This is a genomic window from Cohnella sp. 56, assembly GCF_037963805.1.
Classification (GTDB): domain Bacteria; phylum Bacillota; class Bacilli; order Paenibacillales; family Paenibacillaceae; genus Cohnella.
Map to the genome: position 1 here is coordinate 38,109 of NZ_JAZDQE010000002.1, position 18,726 is coordinate 56,834.

8 protein-coding genes are annotated in these 18,726 nt (G+C 62.8%); 7 read left to right on the forward strand and 1 reads right to left on the reverse strand.

Features of this window, described 5'->3' with window-relative positions; translation table 11 throughout:
* Window positions 1–231 precede the first annotated feature (231 nt).
* The 7 genes from VQ071_RS03185 (at window position 232) to pstB (ending at window position 16,704) form a co-directional block, all read left to right on the forward strand.
* On the forward strand, window positions 232–6,279 hold the full coding sequence (locus VQ071_RS03185) for a hemoblobin-interacting domain-containing protein (protein ID WP_340512419.1): 6,048 nt from the start codon (window positions 232–234) through the stop codon (window positions 6,277–6,279).
* An 896-nt stretch (window positions 6,280–7,175) separates the two neighbouring features.
* Window positions 7,176–11,270, forward strand: coding sequence for a discoidin domain-containing protein (locus VQ071_RS03190; RefSeq protein WP_340512420.1), 4,095 nt, complete (start codon window positions 7,176–7,178; stop codon window positions 11,268–11,270).
* Between the two features lie 213 nt (window positions 11,271–11,483).
* Window positions 11,484–12,920 (forward strand): stalk domain-containing protein, encoded by a 1,437-nt coding sequence (locus VQ071_RS03195; RefSeq protein WP_340512421.1) that lies wholly within the window; start codon window positions 11,484–11,486, stop codon window positions 12,918–12,920.
* Window positions 12,921–13,012: 92 nt separating this feature from the next.
* On the forward strand, window positions 13,013–13,867 hold the full coding sequence (locus tag VQ071_RS03200) for a phosphate ABC transporter substrate-binding protein (RefSeq protein WP_340512422.1): 855 nt from the start codon (window positions 13,013–13,015) through the stop codon (window positions 13,865–13,867).
* Between the two features lie 113 nt (window positions 13,868–13,980).
* Window positions 13,981–14,943, forward strand: coding sequence for a phosphate ABC transporter permease subunit PstC (gene pstC / locus VQ071_RS03205; protein ID WP_340512423.1), 963 nt, complete (start codon window positions 13,981–13,983; stop codon window positions 14,941–14,943).
* Window positions 14,944–15,074: 131 nt separating this feature from the next.
* On the forward strand, window positions 15,075–15,902 hold the full coding sequence (pstA, locus tag VQ071_RS03210; RefSeq protein WP_340512903.1) for a phosphate ABC transporter permease PstA: 828 nt from the start codon (window positions 15,075–15,077) through the stop codon (window positions 15,900–15,902).
* Window positions 15,903–15,942: 40 nt separating this feature from the next.
* A complete protein-coding gene (gene pstB, locus VQ071_RS03215; protein WP_340512424.1) occupies window positions 15,943–16,704 on the forward strand; it encodes a phosphate ABC transporter ATP-binding protein PstB in 762 nt (253 codons plus the stop codon).
* A gap of 414 nt (window positions 16,705–17,118) precedes the next feature.
* Here the strand turns inward: pstB and VQ071_RS03220 are convergent, their stop codons facing one another.
* Complete coding sequence (locus VQ071_RS03220; protein WP_340512425.1) at window positions 17,119–18,618, reverse strand: IMP dehydrogenase; 1,500 nt, start codon at window positions 18,616–18,618, stop codon at window positions 17,119–17,121.
* Window positions 18,619–18,726 lie beyond the last annotated feature (108 nt).

Sequence of the window (18,726 nt, forward strand, 5' to 3'; positions counted from 1 at the left end):
CGTCGACCGGCGCTCACGGGCCCGCGAGCGCGGCCCCCCTTTGATGCATGCGGCCCATAGCCCCCCGTCATATTGCCGCCGTCGTATGTTCTCCATTGCCATTGCGCACTTGTACACAATCCTTAATTTGTTACATTTATCGTTGATTGGTTAACTGTGCCTGTAAGCGTATCCATCCTACAATGATGTCAGTTGCAAACTAGACGCCATGTGCGGTTGGAGGATGACAGTATGGTAAGGAAAAGCAAACGGCTGCTGGCGGTCGCGCTCAGCCTGGCGATCGGCAGTGCGGCGGCGCTGCCGGCGAACGCCGCAACCGGCACGCTCGATGCGGCGGGCGAAGAGGATGGCGTGCCGGGCACGACGGCAGTCGGTGCGGTTGCCGGCGGCAAGGACGATCTGCAGGGACACTGGGCGGAGGCGCAGGCGAGAAAATGGCTGGCCGCAGGGCTCGCGAACGGCTATGGGGACGGCGTGTTCATGCCGAACCGGCAGGTGACGCGGGCGGAGTTCGCCAAGCTCGTCAACACGCTGTTCGGGTTCGGCGCGGGGCAGGCAGACGGCGCGGGAGCGGGCCGGGCGGCCTTTTCCGACGTCGCGCCAGGCGCCTGGTATGCCGCGGATGCGGCGGCGGCGAAGACCGCCGGCTATATCGCGGGCTACCCGGACGGCAGCTTCAAGCCGGACGCGGCGATCTCGCGGCAGGAGGCGGCCAAGATTACGGCCGGACTGTTCCGCCTGAAGCAGGCGGGAGACGAGGCGGACCGCTACGCCGACCGCGGTGAGATCGCGGCGTACGCCCGCGATGCGCTGTCCGCGCTGTCCGCCGCGGGCTACATGAAGGGTTACGCCGACGGGACGATCCGTCCGGGCGGGCCGCTGACGCGCGCAGAGGCGATCGCGCTGCTGGATCGGCTGGCGCCTGCGGCGCTGCGCGAGGCGAAGCGGACGGCCGGACTGACGCTCGAGGGCAATATGCTCGTCAGCGCAGCCGGAGCGACGCTTGAGGACGCGACCGTCTCGGGGGATATTTTCTTGACGGCCGGCATCGGCGAAGGGGATGTGACGCTCAGCAAGGTCAAGGCGGCCGGCACGATCTATATCGAGGGCGGCGGGGCGAACAGCATCCACCTGATCGATACGCAGGCGAAGCGAATCGTCGTCGACAAGCCGGGATCGCCCGTCCGCGTCGCGCTGGAGGGAGAGAGCGAGGCTGCAGCCGTCGTCGTAGAGGAGACGGCCGTGCTGGAGGCCGGCGAGCATGCGCGGATCGGAGAGCTGATCGTGAACGAAGCGGCGGCGGGCACGAGGCTCGATATTAAGGGCACGGCGGACAAGGTCGTGTCGAACGCAGCGGACGTGAAGCTGAACGGGGAATCCGTCGCGGCCGGACAGCCGAAAAGCGTGCAGGGCGGCCGGGTCGGCCAGGCGGGCGGCTTACAGCCAACACCTACGCCGACGACGGCACCGACCACGGCACCGACCACGGCACCGACGACAGCGCCCACGACGGTGCCGACATCGACGCCGACGACAGCACCGACATCGACGCCGACGACAGCACCGACTTCGACGCCGCCGCCCGTGCGGATAGCCCCGCAGCTCGCGCCGGACGACAGCGACAATACGGTCGGCCGCGAGATCGAGCTTACGTTCGCCGACGACGCGGCATGGCGCGAAGCCGTCACAGGCATCGCCGTAAACGGGACGGCTCTGGCGCAGGACGGCTACAGCCTCGCGGCGGGCAAGGCGACGATCAAGGCCGCAGCCTTCGCCGCGAAGGGCGACTACAGCATCGTCGTCAAGGCGGCCGGCTACCCGGACGCGTCCGTCAGCCAGAAGGTCGGCGCATGGAAGCTGGTGTGGGGCGACGAGTTCGACGGCCAGGCGGCGACGCCCGACACGAACGGGCTCGATCTCACCAAGTGGGGCTACCAGCTCGGCAACGGCGCGGACTACGGCGTGACCGACTGGGGCAACAACGAGCAGGAATATTACCGCAAGGAAAACGTGAGCATCAAGGACGGACGCCTCGTGCTGGAAGCGAAAAAGCAAAGCTTCGGCGGCAAGTCGTACACGTCCGGACGGATATGGACGAGCGATACGTTCACGCAGACGTACGGCAAGTTCGAAGCGCGCATCAAGCTGCCGACAGGCCAGGGGCTGTGGCCGGCATTCTGGATGATGCCCAAGAACAGCGAATACGGCGTCTGGGCGTCCTCCGGCGAACTCGACATCATGGAAGTCCGCGGCCGGCTGCCGGGCGAGGCGGACGGTACGATTCACTTCGGCAAGACGTACCCGAACAACAAGTCGATGGGCGACACCTATCATTTCCCCGCCGGCCAGTCGGTCGCAGACTACCATACGTATTCGGTGGAATGGGAGCCGGGCGAGCTGCGCTGGTACGTGGACGGCAATCTGTACCAGAAGGTGAACGACTGGTACAGCCAGGGCGAAGGCCAGCCTGACAAGTACGCTTATCCGGCGCCGTTCGACCAGCCGTTCTATCTGATCCTGAACCTCGCGGTCGGCGGACTGTACGACGGCAACCGGATGCCGGCCGATGCGGATCTGCCCGCCAAGATGGAGGTCGACTACGTCCGCGTGTACGAGATGGACGGCCGCCCGTATCGGACGCCAGTCGAACCCGTCCAGGTCAAGGATACGTTCCCGGCGGACGGCAAGCCTGCCGTGGAAGGCAGCCTGATCTACGATGCCGACTACGAGCATGGGCTGACCGATATCACTTCGTCCTCGCAGGCGCTGGACCCGACCTATTGGAGCTTCCTGCATACGCCTGACTTCGGCGGCGCAGGCTCGGCGCAGGTCGACGAGCTGAGCGGAGACAAATATGCGAAGTTCACAATTACGAACGGGGGCGGCGTGCCGTATGCGCTGCAGATGATCCAGTACGCGACACTGGTCCGGGGCCATGCGTACGAGCTGAGCTTCGACGCCAAGGCGGCCGCTCCGCGCAGCATCAGCGCCAAGCTCGGCGGCGATGCGGACAACGGCTGGGGCGCATACTCCGACAACTTCGACATCCCGCTCAAGACGGAGCTTCAGCATTATACGTACCGGTTCGCGATGGACGCGGCGACCGATCCGACCGCCCGGCTCGAGTTCAATCTCGGCACGAACACGAGCACGGTATGGATCGGCAACGTCAGACTGCGCGAGGTCGAGTCCGCGAGCGATCCGGACGGCCCCAAGACGCCGCTGGACAATGGCAACCATGTGTACAACGGCGGCTTCGATCTGGGCACGATGGACCGGATGAAGTATTGGGAGCTGCGCAAGTCGGATCGCGCGGCGGCAGTCGCCAGTGTCGACCCGAACGCGAGACAGCTTAAGGTCGAGGTGACGGACAGCGGCGGAGCGGACGGCGTGGGGATCGCGCAGCGCGGCATCGAGCTGCTGCAGACGGACGAATACAAGCTGACGTACGACGCGAAGGCTTCGAGCGAAGGACGGCATATCGGCGTCAGGCTGATGTCGAAGGACGGCTCCGTCGTATACGGGGAGGCGCGGGACGTCGCGCTCGGCGGCGCGATGGCGGCGCATGAGCTGGCGCTGACGATGCCGGCCGGGGTGAGCGACCGCGAGGCGCAGCTTATATTCGATATGGGCGAAGGCGCCGGGATGGTGACTCTCGACAATGTCCGCCTCGTCCGCTTGACCAATCGCAACGTGGACTATACGGGCGTCAAGCTGTATCCGCTGGCGAACGGGGATTTCTCGGCGGGGCTGGCTTCCTGGGAGCCGTTCACCCAAGGCGCGACGGCGACCTTCACGGCGCAGGACGGCGCGGCCAAGGTGGCGGTCGGCGGCACGGGCACGGAAGCGTGGAACATCATGCTGATCCAGTCGGGCATGGCGTTCACCAAGGGAATGACCTACAAGCTGAGCTTCAAGGCGAAGTCGACCGCGGTGCGCGATATCGAGGCGGTGCTGGAAAATCCGTCGTATACGCGGCGGTTCGACTCGGGTGCGATCGGCCTGACGAGCGAATGGCAAACCTACGACTATGAATTCAAAATGGCGGCGGACGAGACCAATCTCGCGCTCAAGCTCCTGCTGGGCAAGACGCCGGGAAGTCCGGCGGGCGCACATGACATCTACATCGACGACGTCGTGCTCGAGGTCAAGGACGCGCCGGTCAAACGGCCGCCGACGGTGCGGGCCGATACGACGGATGCGCGGGTCGGCCGCACGATTGAGCTGGCGTTTGCCGACGATGCGGCATGGCGGGCAGCCATCACAGCCGTAATCGTCGACGGCGCGGCGCTGGACGCTGCGCAGTATGTCGTCAAGGCGGGCGTGCTGGAGCTGGCGCCGGGCGTATTTACCGACGACAAGCGCTACACCGTGACGATCCGGGCGGAGGGCTACGCAGATGTCGCCGTCTCGCAGCAAATATTCGCGGGCGACGGCAACCTGGTCCTGAACGGCAAGTTCAGCGGCGGCCAGGACAACTGGGAGTATTGGGTCGGCGAAGGCGGCGACTCGAAGTTCGCGGTCGCGGACGGCGCAGCCAGGCTCGACATTTATTACCACGGCGGCATGCATCCGGAGTGGAATGTGCCGGTATCGTGGTCCACGCAGCTTATGCAGAGCGGCATCAAGCTCGAGGCGGGCAAGGCGTACGAGCTGAGCTTCCGCGCCTGGTCGTCGGCGGATCGGCCGATCCTGATCGAGCTGGGCGGCTACAACAACAGCGAGCAGGCCGTCTTCCGGCTGACGGGCGATGCCCAGGCTGTCTATACGAAAAGCCTGAAGCCGGCCGGCAATGTGACGCTGTCGCTCAAATATTTGCTCGGCAATGTCGTGGACGGCGACGCCAAGACGCCGGACGCGGCGCACATCGTCTACATCGACGATGTGTCGATCAAGGAGGTGCAGGCGCCGCCCGCGCTGTCCGCCGACACGACGGACAACAAGCTCGGACAGCCGATCGAGCTGACCTACCCGGACAGTGAAGCGTGGCGCGGCGCGATCGTCTCGGTCGCGGTGAACGGGACGATCGTGGCGCCCGCCAAGTTCCAGGTTGCACCGGGCAAGCTGACGCTGGACGCCTCGCTGTTCCCGGCGATCGGCAGCTATGCCGTCGTCGTCAAGGCGACGGGCTACGGCAGCGCCGAGCTGACGCAGGCGGTCAAGACGAATGCGCCGAATGTGGCGCTCGGCAAGACTGCGACCGCCTCGAGCGCGAACCAGCCCGCCGCGAACGCCTTCGACGGTAACCCGGCGACCCGCTGGGAGTCGGCTGCCTCCGATCCGCAATGGATCGCGGTCGATCTCGGCAAAGTCTACACGCTCGAGAGCGCCGAATTGAGCTGGGAGGGCGCGTACGGCAAAGCGTACAAAATTCAAGGCTCGACGGCCGCCGCGCCCGGCGATGGCGATTGGGTCGACCTGTATACCGAGCCGGCCGGCAACGGCGGTCTCGACAGTCTCCCGCTCGGCGGGGCGCAGGCTCGCCATGTGCGGCTGCTCGGCACGGGTCGCGGCACGATCTACGGCTACTCGCTCTGGTCGTTCGAAATTTACGGGCAGCCGGTCGCATCGGGGCTCAAGACGCCTCCGGCGCTGACCCCGCTCGCGGCGACGGGCAAGCCGGGCCGCGATGCCGGCATCTCCTTCGCCGCTGACGCAGCATGGGAGGGCGCATTGACGGCCGTCAGGCTGAACGGAGCGGCGCTGACCGCGGGCGACGACTATACGCTGGCGTCCGGCCTGCTCACGATCAAGGCCGCGAAGCTCCCAGATCCGGGCAGTTACCTCGTCTCGGTCGAGGCGGCCGGCTACGATCCGGCGGAGACGACGCAGACGATCGCGCTGCCGACCAATCTGGCGCGGGGCAAGGCGGTCGTCGCCTCCAGCGGCGCCGCGAGCGCGGCGGCCGCGGCCGACGGCAACGACGGCACGCGCTGGGAGGCGGTGTGGACGGACAACAATACGGCGCCGTTCAAGCCGGAGTGGGTCTACATCGATCTGGGCGCATCGCACAGCATCGAGTCGCTGCGGCTCATCTGGGAGACGGCGTACGCCAAGGCGCTGCTCATCCAGACCGCTGCCGAAGGCGCCGATCTGTCCGCCGATAGCGCAGACTGGCAGACGGCCCGGTCGCTCGACCGTATGCTCACCGTCGGCGGCAAGTACGCGGAGAGCGTCATGCTCGACACGCCGGCCACCGGACGATACGTACGAATCTTCATGACAGAAAAAGGACTCGCCCCCTACGGCCCGTCGCTGTTCGAGGTCGAAGTCTACTAAAAGTAACGCTATACCGCTCGCAATCGTCCTATCGGTCCGAGTAGAGCTGCGCCGTATCGTTATGCTGCGGATGATCGCTCTACCGGACCGAATAAGACGCTGCCACATCGCTATTCCGTGCGTGGGACGGGTTTTCGAGCCAATAAGACGCTGCCACATCGTTATTCCTTGTGTGGGACGGATTTTCGGGCCAATAAGACGCTGCCACATCGCTATTCCGTGCGTGGGACGGGTTTTCGAGCGAATAAGACGCTGCCACATCGCTATTCCGTGCGTGGGACGGGTTTTCGAGCCAATAAGACGCTGCCACATCGTTATTCCGTGTGTGGGACGGGTTTTCGAGCCAATAAGACGCTGCCACATCGTTATTCCGTGCGTGGGACGGATTTTCGAGCCAATAAGACGCTGCCATATCGCTATTCCGTGCGTGGGACGGATTTTCGAGCGAATAAGACGCTGCCATATCGCTATTCCGTGCGTGGGACGGGTTTTCGAGCCAATAAGACGCTGCCACATCGTTATTCCTTGTGTGGGACGGATTTTCGAGCGAATAAGACGCTGCCACATCGCTATTCCGTGCGTGGGACGGGTTTTCGAGCCAATAAGACGCTGCCACATCGTTATTCCGTGCGTGGGACGGATTTTCGAGCGAATAAGACGCTGCCACATCGCTATTCCGTGCGTGGGACGGGTTTTCGAGCGAATAAGACGCTGCCACATCGCTATTCCGTGCGTGGGACGGGTTTTCGAGCCAATAAGACGCTGCCGGCAGAGGCAGCAGCGATAGCGGCGGCGGTAGACAAATTGCTGCGTGTTCGCGGACGTCCCCGTCTTAGAGCGGCGGGGGCATCCGCTTATACGATAAATATTTTATTTTGAATGGAGGGAATTGAAGTATGTCAGCAGCAAATCGAACCGGGAAGAGGGCGGGGCGGCTGCGGCGGGCGTTCCTGTATGTACTGACGGCGTCGCTCGCTCTGTCGCTCGCTTACCTGCCGGTAGCGCCGTCCGCCTATGCGGCCGATCCGTACTTGCTGTCGCTGAACCGCACGGCCTACGCCTCGTCCTCGGAGGGCGGCAATGCCGCTAATCTCGCGGTGGACGGCAATACGGGCACGCGCTGGTCGAGCGCCTGGGGCTCGGACCCGCAGTGGATTTATGTCGACCTGGGCGCGTCGGCGCAGATCAGCCGGGTCAAAATTCAGTGGGAGGGCGCCTACGCCAAAGCCTACAAGGTGCAGACGTCGAACGATGAGACGAGCTGGACCGATATTTACACGACGACGACCGGAGACGGCGGCGTCGACGATCTGACGCTGACCGGCAGCGGCCGCTTCGTCCGCATCCTCGGCCAGCAGCGCTCGCTCGCCGCGTACGGCTACTCGATTTTCGAGCTGGAGGTATACGGCACGGGAGGCGTCAATCCGCCGCCTGCCCAGTACGGTCCGAACGTGGCGCTGAACCGCCCGGTCACCGCATCCTCCTATGAGCAGTCCGGCTATCTGCCGCCGGGCGCGACGCTCCCCGCCAATGCCGTCGACGGCAACTCGTCGACTCGCTGGGGCTCGAACCATACGAACGACGAGTGGATCTACGTCGATCTCGGCAGCACGCGCACGATCGGCCGCATCGTCCTGAACTGGGAATCGGGAGGCCGCATATTCGATCTGGAAGTGTCCAACAACGCTTCGAGCTGGACGCCGATTTATCGCGAGATGCACGGAGCCGGCGGGAAGCAGGATATTCCCGTCTACGCATCCGGCCGTTATGTACGCATGAAGGGTATCGGACGGGCGACGAACTTCGGATACTCGCTGTTCGATTTTGAAGTATACGACTATGTGGCGGGTCAGCCGCAGCCGACGTATACGATCCCGCCGCTGCCGACGCCGTCCACGGTGCAGTCGGGGCAGGGCAGCTACCTGACCAACGATATCAAGATGCCGCAGCCGAACTATCCGGCGAACCGCACCTCCAACATCAATGCGCCGATCGCTTCCAACGACTGGTGGCAATCGCTGCTCATCAAGCCGCTGGGCGACGCACTCGTGACGCTGCCGCTCAAGTCCAAGTATACGCCGCAGGGGCTCAGCCTGCTGAATCCTGGCGCGGGCTGGATGGACAGCGCGGGCAACGCCGTCAACGCGGACGGTCCGTACGACCTGTATGTGTCCGCCAGCAACATCAATACGGCGCAGATGAAGGTGCGCGTCACAGGCTACGGCGACTTCCACGTGCAAAGCGTGCTGAGCGACGATGCCACCGACAAGCTCAAGACGACATTCGTCAAGGGCTCGCCGTATGTGTTCAGCCAGTTCAGCGACGGCAATGCCGCCGAGATTTATTCGCCGCTCATCGCGCAGATTACCGACGGCAGCGGCGCGACCGTGCTGGCGACGGACGGCTCGACCTATACCGGAGACCGGCTGGCGCTGCGCGTCGTCAATGTGGACGGCAGTCCGCAAAATGTGCTGCAGACGCGTTACTACGGCTTGTTCGCGCCTGCGGGCACCGTATTCCAGCGGGCGGGCGCCAAGATCAAGGTCAAGATGGGCTCAGGCAGCAAGTACCTGTCGCTAGCCGCATTGCCCGCACTGTCCGACCTGGGCTTCTACTACGACCATGCCTATGCCTTCGTGACGGGGACGAACGTCAGCTATACGTTCGATCCCGCAACCGCACAGGTGACGACGAATTTCCAAGCGACGACGCAGTCGGTTCGCAGCGGCTTCACCGATCAGACGCTGCTGGCGCTGTTCCCGCATCAATGGAAAGTATCGTCCACTCCGCTCACCGCCCGGACTTATCCGTCGATCCGAGGCACCCTGAAGGTGCGCGAGGGCAATACTTTTGCGACAAACGACCGGTTCTACGGCATGGTGCCGCAGTTCACGGAGCCGACCAATCCGGAATATTCGCGTCAGCAGTTGATCGGCTATCTGAACACGCTGGATCAGGAGACTGCGGGCAACATCAAGGCGGCGGACGCCTACTGGCAGGGCAAGACGCTGCATCCGCTGGCGATGGGGGTGCTCGCGGCCAACGAGATCGGCGATACGGCGCATCGGGATACGTTCCTGGCGCGCATCAAGTCGGTGCTGACCGACTGGTTCACGTATACGAACGGCGAGCCGGACTACTTCTTCTACTATAATTCGGACTGGGGCACGATGTACTACAAGACGAGCGAGTTCGGCGCCAACTACGGCATTACCGACCACCACTTCACGTACGGCTATTACGTGTTCGCGGCGTCGGTGCTGGCGACGTTCGACGATCAGTTCCGCAACGACTACGGGCAGATGGTCGAGCATCTGATTCGCGATTATGCCAATCCGTCGCGGACGGACCCGCTGTACCCTTCGTTCCGCAGCTTCGATCCGTACGAGGGGCATTCGTGGGCGGGCGGCTATGCCGACAACAACAACGGCAACAACCAGGAGGCCGCCGGCGAGTCGTTGTTCGGCTGGGTCGGGCAGTATATGTGGGCGCTGCTCACGAACAATACGGCCTATCGCGACGCGGCGATCTACGGCTTCACGACCGAGCTGAAGGCGGTGGAGCAATATTGGTTCAACTATGACGGGGACAACTGGCTGCCGGGCTGGACGCACAAGACGGTCGGTCAGGTATACGGCTCCTCCAACTTCTACGGGACGTTTTTCAGCGCGGCGCCGGTGCATATATACGGCATTCACTGGCTGCCGACTTCGGAGTACTTGACGAGCTACGGGCTGAACAAGGCGAAGGCTGCGGCGCTGTATGCGGGCTTTGTGGCCGACAACGGCGGTCCGGAGACCGACTGGCAGCATATCGTCTGGCCGATCCAGTCGCTGAGCGATCCGCAGGCGGTGCTGGCGAAGTGGAACACGACGACGATGCAAAAAAATGAAATTTTCAATACGTATTATTTTGTAAACAATATGGCTTCGCTCGGCGAGCGCACGCGCGATGTGTGGGCTACGGGCTGGAGTGCGGCCAGCGTTTATAAGAAAAACGGCGCTTATACGGCGGAGGTTTGGAATCCGACCTCGAGTGCGGTGACGGTGACGTTTAAAAATGCCTCCGGTACGACAGGGACGGCTGTCGTCGGTCCGAAGTCGCTCGTCAAGGTCAATCCGCTGACGAACAGCAATGTCGGCGACAGCTGGCCGCCGATCGGCAGCGGCGGCAATCCGGGCGGCAACCCCGGCGGCGGCACGGGCACGAACCTGGCGCTGGGCCGTCCGGCGACGGCTTCCTCGGTCGAAGGACCGTTCGCGGCTGCGCTGGCGCTGGACGGCGATGCGGGCACGCGCTGGGCTTCGGAGTACAGCGCGGCGCCGCAATGGCTGTCGGTCGATCTGGGCAGCGCGCAGGCGCTCGGCAAGGCGACGCTGAAATGGGAGGCGGCCTATGCCAAGTCCTACAAAATTCAGGTGTCGACCGACGGCACGAGCTGGACCGATGCGTACAGCACGACGACGGGCGACGGCGGGACGGACGAGATCACGCTGTCTGCGGTGTCCGGCCGCTATGTGCGCGTCTATGCGACGGAGCGGGCGACGCCTTACGGCTACTCGCTGTATGAATTTGAAGTGTACGGGGCGGCGGCGCAGCAGACGTCTTCGCTGCTCTCGCAGGGCAAGCCGGTCACCGTCTCCTCGACGGAGACGCCGTTCGCGGGAGCGAATGCGGTGGATGCGGACGGCGGCACGCGCTGGGCATCGGCTGCGGGCAGCGATCCGCAGTGGATCGCGGTCGACCTCGGCCAGAGCCGGACGCTCACGCGTTTCAAGCTGGATTGGGAGGCCGCCTACGGCAAGTCCTACAAGCTGCAGACGTCGCCGGACGGGACGAACTGGACCGACATCTACACGACGACGACCGGCGACGGCGGCACGGACGATGTGAATGTGACGGGCAGCGGCCGCTACGTGCGGATGTACGGCACGGAGCGGGGCACCATTTATGGCTACTCGCTGTGGAGCTTTGAAGTATATGGCTATTAAGAAGGCATAGGCTGCATCGAGGCAGCGGGCGCCCCTCCGGCGGAGGGAGGCGTCCGCTGCTTTTTTTAGGCATCTTTATGCCGACACCCCCTCGGAATGATAACGCCAGGAAAAATTTACATCCCCCAAATACAGGCCTTCATCCCGGTTTACAAACCCTTCCTATAATGAAAACAGATCAACCAAAAGAAGGGTGACTGGGCGCAAATGGTGATGAAGAAAGCATTCGCGGCAACGATTCTGGCAGCGGCTCTGGGAACGACAGCGGCAGGTACGGCGGGAGCGGCGCAAGCCGGCGGCGCTACTGCGGCCAAGCAGACGAACGCGGTCAAGGCGGTCTCGGCAAAAGTCGAAACGCTGCAGGTGAAGCAATCCGTATTCACGGTCAACTACGTGGACGTACCGGTGCGCACCGTCGCGGCAGGCGGCGAGACGCTCGTATCCGTGCGCGACTTGAGCGCAGCGCTTCGGGCCGCGCTCACGACGGATAACGGTACGACGACCGTCACGCTGGACGGGCACACGTTCGCTTATAAGACGGGGGCCAAGCAAGTATCCGTCGACGGCAAGACAGCCGCCCTCAATCAGGCGGTCAGAAGCGTGAACGGAACGGCGTTCGTGCCGGTCAGACCGCTCGTGCAGGCGCTCGGAGGTACGATGGCGCTGAAGGAAGGCAAACTTGCGATCAACACGATCAAGCTGCTCGTCGGCGGGGAAAATGCCCGCTTCGTGAATGCAGGCCAAGCGATCGTATCGACGGAGACTGATGCGGGCCGGTCGGATTATCTGGTCGACGTAGCGACAGGCAAGTCGACCCTGCTGCTCACGTCCGAAGGCAGCTCGGACCTGATCGTATCGCCCAACGGTGCCAAGGCGGCTTATACGGATGCCGACGGCGCCGTATACATCATCGACCTCGCGACCAGGCAGCCCTCCCAAGTCAGCAAGGACACGTCGATCAAGCCCGAGCTCGTATGGTCGTCCGACGGCAGCGCCATCTACTTCCTGCAGGGCGACAAAGGCTCTGTCATTGCGAAGATGGATATCGCCTCCGGCGAGATCGCCAAGATCGTCGAAGACAAGGTCGATTACAAGTCCTCGCTCTCGGTCTCCCCGGACGGCAAGAGATTTACTTATTTGGTGACGACGCCGCCGAAGGCCACGGCCGACTCGGCCGACCTGGACAAGGATGCGGTCGCCATCGATGCGAGCGGCGAGCAGGTTCAGGTCAATCTGTACGATCTGTCCGCCGAGAAGCCGGCTGCAGTCGTACTGACGTCGACGAAGGATGACAAGCTGTTCGTGACCTCCTCCGACGGCACGACCGTTTATTATGTGAGCGTCGCGGACGAGAATGCCAAGGCCGCCGTCGTCTCCGTCGACAAGAACAAGAAGGCCGTCACGCTGCTGGCCGAAGGCGATGTAGAAGAGCTGGTATGGTCCGGCGGCAAGCTGTACGCGCTGACCGCAATCAACGATGCCGAATCCGCCATCTACGAGATCGATCCCGCCAGCGCGTCGAGCAAGCTGCTGTCCAAGGTGCCTGCCGCCGCCTCCGGCCTTGCCGTGAACGGCTCGCAGATCATCCTTGCGCTGGAGGACGGCCTGTACGTAAAAGCAGGCGCAGCCTGGAAGCCGATCGCCCGATAATACGCGATCAACTTCATTACCACGCCAACACACACGCACGAATGACCGAATGACCGAACATTTTTCCCCATACGAGAGGAGCTCTTATTTCCATGAAAAAATGGTTCAAGCCCGCCGCGCTGATCGCGCTCGCGGTATCCCTGACGGCCGGCGGCGCGTCTGTCGCATCCGCAGCCAGTACGCTTAAAGGCAAAGTTGTCATCAACGGTTCCTCCGCGCTGCTGCCGCTGACGCTGCAGGCAAAGAGCGAATTCCAGAAGCTGAACCCGAAGGTCAAAATCTCGGCGTCCGCCGTCAGCTCCATCGCAGGCCCGCAGTCGGTCCGCAAGGGCATCGCCGATATCGGCGCGGTAGACTGGGACGCATCCATCGACGTGCCAGGCTTCAAGAAGTTCGACGGCCAAGTGGCCAATCCGGTCGCCGTGACGGTGTTCGCCGCGGTCGTCAACAAAAACGTGGGCGTCGACAACCTGACGACCAAGCAGCTGCAAGATATTTTCTCCGGCAAGGTGACGAATTGGAAGGACGTAGGCGGCTCCGACGCCAACATCGTCGTCGTGAACCGCAAGTTCGGTTCCGGTACGCGCGTTAATTTCCAATTGAAGGCGCTGGACGGCAAGGACTTCATGTCCAAGGGCGACAACTACAAGGAAACGGGCTCGAGCGGCGACATGAAGACGGCGATTGAGACGACGCCGAACGCAATCGGCTATATCGACCTGCCTTATGTGACCGACAAGATGAAGGCTATATCGATCAACGGCGCAGCGCCGACTGAAGCGAACGTGCTGAACGGCAAGTACAAAGTGTGGGGCATCGGCTACTTCATGACCAATGGCCAGCCGACCGGTGCGACCAAGGCGTTCATCGAATACATTCAGAGCGCCAAGTTCCAGAACGGATCGCTCAAGAAGCTGAAGTTCATCCCGCTCTCCGCCGTCAAGTAATCCGAAGCGATGCCGACAAGGCATCGCGCCACGCAAGCCGGCTGCAGCGTCACAACGCTTAAAGCCGGCTTTTTCCTTCTTTACGCTGTCACCTGGGAGAGGAGATTCGTCCTATGCTTGAGATGAACGCGCAAGGTCGCGTCATCGCGCCGGCGGAGCTGGGCAACAGCTTGCGCCAGGCCGGCGGCAATCCGCTTGAACGCAGAGTCCGGCTGAAATTTTTAAATTCAACGTTCAAAATCGTCTGCGTATCGGCCGCCGTCTTCGTCTGTCTCGTCTTGTTCGGCATTCTTTTTTTGATGTTCAAGACGGGTATGATGACGTTCGAGACCGTTTCCTTCAAGGAATTTTTCTTCTCCGCCAACTGGGATCCGGAGAATGGGCATTACGGCGCGCTGCTTTTTATTTTCGGCACATTCGCCCTGACCGGGCTTACTCTTATCCTGTCCGTACCGATCTCCGTGCTGATCGCGATCTTCCTCGCGGAGGTCACGCCGTCCTGGCTGCGCGGCGCGCTGCGTCCCGTGATGGATCTGCTCGTCGGCATCCCATCCGTCGTCTACGGCTATCTGGGTCTGACGATTCTGATCCCGATGCTTCGCGAGATCACCGGCCGGGACCTGGCCGACGGTCTGCTCGCCGCAGCGATCGTGCTCACGATCATGGTGCTGCCGACGATCGCCCGCATCAGCGATGACGCCATCTCGGCCGTTCCCAAAAAGTTCCGCGACGCCTCGTACGCGCTCGGCTCGACCCGCTTCCAGACGATCTTCCGCGTCGTGCTGCCGGCCGCCAAGCGCGGGATCGTGTATGCGGTTATCCTCGGCATGGCGCGCGCGATCGGCGAGACGATGGCCGTCGTCATGGTCATCGGCAATACGCCCCAGCTGGCAGACAGTCTGTTCATGCCGACCGCCGTGCTGACGAGCAATATCGTCATGCAGATCACGAGCGTCGAATCCGACTCCACTTGGAACTACGCGCTCTATCTCATGGGCTTCCTGCTGCTCGCAATCTCCTTGCTGCTGATCGTTGCGGTGCGGATGCTTCAGAAGAAGGGGGAGAAGGCGCTGTGAGCCACAAGTCCGATCAAGGCCAAGGCCGCTCCACGTCCACGTCCGCCTCCACTTCAGCCTCCACGTCCGCTGCCGCCCTCGATACGGGCGCATTCAAGAGGCGCAGCGGAGCCGCAGCGGCATCCAACCGGCTGTTCGACATCTTCGTATGGGCTGCCGGCATCTGCATCATCCTGTTCATTCTCGGTCTGCTGTTCATGCTGCTGCGCAAGGGCTTGCCGATGCTGACGTGGGACTTCCTGACCGGACTGCCCAGCGAGATCGAGGAAGGCGGGGGCATCGGGCCCGCGCTGTTCAATTCCTTCTATATTTTGTTCCTGTCGCTCGCGATCTCGATCCCGCTCGGCATGGCGGCCGGCATCTACCTGGCCGAGTTCGCGCCGGACAATCGGTTCATCGGCTTCATCCGCATATGCGTCGAAGGACTGTCGTCCGTCCCGTCGATCATATTCGGCCTGTTCGGCATCTCGCTGTTCGTCGATATGTTCCATCTCGATCTCACGATACTGGGCGGCGCGGTCAGTCTGGCTTTCCTTAACCTGCCGATGCTGACTCGTGTCACCGAGGAATCGCTGCGGGCAGTCCCGCCCGAGCTGAAGAACGCATCGCTGGCGCTCGGCTCCACCCATTTGCAGACAATCGTCAGAACCTTGATTCCGGTCGCATCGAGCGGCATCGTGACCGGCATCTGCCTGACCGCGGGCCGCGCCTTCGGCGAGAGCGCCGTCATCATCCTGACCGCGGGCGTCACGACCTCGGGCTCGCTCTGGGACTTCAATCTGCTGTCGCCGGGCGAGACGCTGGCTGTGCATCTGTGGTACGTCCAGTCCGAAGCGATCGTGCCGGACGCGGGCGACATCGCCCAGAAAGCGACGGCCGTGCTCATCGCGGTCGTACTGCTCATCAACCTGACGTTCCGCGTGCCGCTCTGGATCAGGGCGCGGAACATGAAGCGATAGAAGCGATCGATTCGAATAGATGATAGAGGAGCGAACAGTCATGCAAGGAACGGCGCTGATCGAGATCGACAGGCTGAATTTGTTCTACGGCACATTCCAGGCGCTGAAGCAGGTATCTCTGCAAATCCCCCAGCGCGCGATCACGGCGTTCATCGGACCGTCGGGCTGCGGCAAGTCCACACTGCTGCGCACGCTCAACCGCATGAACGATATGATCCCGGGTGCGCGGGTGGAGGGGAGCATCGAGATCGGGGGCACCGATATTTACAGCGGGGACGTGCATGTCGAGACGCTGCGGAAAAAGGTGGGCATGGTGTTCCAGCAGCCGAATCCTTTTCCCAAATCGATCTATGACAATGTCGCGTACGGACCGCGCCTGCACGGCATCACGAAGAGGCGCGAGCTCGACGAGATCGTCGAGAGCAGTCTGCGGTCGGCTGCGCTCTGGGGTGAGGTCAAGGATCATCTGAAGCGCTCGGCGCTCAGTCTGTCCGGCGGACAGCAGCAGCGGCTGTGCATCGCCCGCGCGCTCGCCGTGGGCCCGGATATTCTGCTTATGGACGAGGCGACGTCCGCGCTCGATCCGATCTCCACGCTCAAGATCGAGGAGCTGGCGCAGGAGCTGAAGGACCGATACACGATCGTCATGGTGACGCATAACATGCACCAGGCTGCGCGGGTGTCGCAGCAGACCGTCTTTTTCCTGAACGGGGAAGTGGTCGAGTACAGCGATACGGAAAAGCTGTTCTCCGACCCGACGGACCGGCGGACGGAGGACTATATCAGCGGGCGGTTCGGCTGAGGGGAATGCCTTCGTTCGCGTGGGACATACCATTATCCCGTCGACTCAGGAGGAAGCGAGCCATCCGGACACAGCCGCGGTCCTGAGCCGAAGGGATAATGGCATGCGGGCCGGGATCGACGCATCTATCCCGTCGACTCAGGAGGAAGCGAGCCATCCGGACACGGCTGCGATCCTGAGCCGAAGGGATAATGGCATGCGGGCCGGGATCGACGCATCTATCCCGTCGACTCAGGAGGAAGCGAGCCATCCGGACACAGCCGCGGTCCTGAGCCGAAGGGATAATGGCATGCGGGCCGGGATCGACGCATATGCCCTGCGAGAAGCTGAGCGAGCGGGATAGCGCAGTCGCAGGCCGCACGCAAAAAAACAGCCTGAACTCTTCGATAAGCGAAGAGTTCAGGCTGTTTGCCGTCAGTCGCCGGACAATCCGGTCTCCTTGATCATGACATCGTGCGCGCCGCCCTCGACGAGGCTCGTCGCGGACACGAGCGTGATGCGGGCTTCGCGCTGCAGTTCGGGAATGCTGATCGCGCCGCAGTTGCACATGGTCGACTTGATCTTGCCGAGCGTCTTGTCCAGATTCTCCTGCAAGCCGCCCGCATAGGGCACGTACGAGTCGACGCCTTCCTCGAACAGCAGGTTCTCCTTGCCGCCGCTGTCATAGCGTTGCCAGTTGCGGGCGCGGTTGGAGCCCTCGCCCCAGAACTCTTTGACGAAGTTGTTGCCGACCTTGAGCTTGCGCGTCGGGCTCTCGTCGAACCGGGCGAAGTAGCGGCCCATCATGACGAAGTCCGCGCCCATCGCCAGCGCCAGCGTGATGTGGTAATCGTGTACGATGCCGCCGTCCGAGCAGAGCGGCACGTAGATGCCGGTCTCCGCGTAGTAGCGGTCCCGCTCCTCGGCCACCTCGATGAGTGCCGACGCTTGACCGCGCCCGATGCCTTTCTGCTCGCGGGTGATGCAGATGGAGCCGCCACCGATACCGACCTTGACGAAGTCGGCCCCGGCCTCCACCAGGTAGCGAAAGCCCTCGCGGTCGACGATATTGCCTGCGCCGATCGGAATGTCGAAGTTCGCCTTCACGTATTCGATCGTATCGCGCTGCCATTCGCTGTAGCCGTCCGAGGCGTCGATGACGAGAATGTCGGCTCCGGCCTCGACGAGCGCGGGTACGCGCTCCGCATAGTCCCGAGTATTGATGCCTGCGCCGGCGATATAGCTCTTGTTGGCGTCGAGCAGCTGGAGCGGGTGCTCCTTGTGGGCGTCATAGTCTTTGCGGAAGACGAGATGCTCGAGTCGCTGCGCTTCGTCCACGATCGGCAGCACGTTGAGCTTGTGCGCCCAGATCAGGTCGTTCGCCTCGGGCAGAGAGATGCCGGAGCGGCCGCAGACGAGAGAGTCGTAGGGCGTCATGAACTCGCGTATCGGCTTGTCGGCGGGGTCGCGGCTGTCGCGATAGTCGCGGCTCGTGACGATGCCGAGCAGCTTGCCGCGCGGAGAGCCGTCGTCCGTGATGGCGACCGTGGAGTGACCTGTGGACGTCTTGAGTTTGCGTACGTCGGCGAGCGTGTGATCGGGGGTAAGGTTGGAGCGGCTGGCGACGAAGCCGGCTTTGTAGGACTTGACCTTGGCGACCATGCTGGCTTGTTCGGCGACGGGCTGGGAGCCGAAAATAAAGGAGATGCCGCCGCTGCGGGCGAGCGCGACGGCCATCGCGTCGTCGGAGACGGATTGCATGACCGCGGAGGAGAACGGGATGTTGAGGGACAGGCGGGGGTGCTCGCCGCGGGCGTGCTTGACGATCGGCGTCGCGAGCGACACGCGCTCGGTCGTGCATTCGCGCCTCGTTAAATTCGGTATCAGCAGATACTCGCTGAACGTGCGCGAAGGTTCCGTATAATATTTGGCCACTTGTTCATCGTCCTCCCATAGCTCTCGCTCGATAAATTTTAACAATAGTAGCACGAGCGGCGGGGCTTGGCAACGATTTCCGGCGAGAAATGTCCGATGCGCTCGGCA

Coding starts and splice junctions, on each gene's coding strand:
- pstC (WP_340512423.1), top strand. CDS start 13,981: ATGCTTGAGATGAACGCGCAAGGTCGCGTCATCGCGCCGGCGGAGCTG.
- VQ071_RS03190 (WP_340512420.1), top strand. CDS start 7,176: ATGTCAGCAGCAAATCGAACCGGGAAGAGGGCGGGGCGGCTGCGGCGG.
- pstB (WP_340512424.1), top strand. CDS start 15,943: ATGCAAGGAACGGCGCTGATCGAGATCGACAGGCTGAATTTGTTCTAC.
- VQ071_RS03185 (WP_340512419.1), top strand. CDS start 232: ATGGTAAGGAAAAGCAAACGGCTGCTGGCGGTCGCGCTCAGCCTGGCG.
- VQ071_RS03200 (WP_340512422.1), top strand. CDS start 13,013: ATGAAAAAATGGTTCAAGCCCGCCGCGCTGATCGCGCTCGCGGTATCC.
- VQ071_RS03195 (WP_340512421.1), top strand. CDS start 11,484: ATGAAGAAAGCATTCGCGGCAACGATTCTGGCAGCGGCTCTGGGAACG.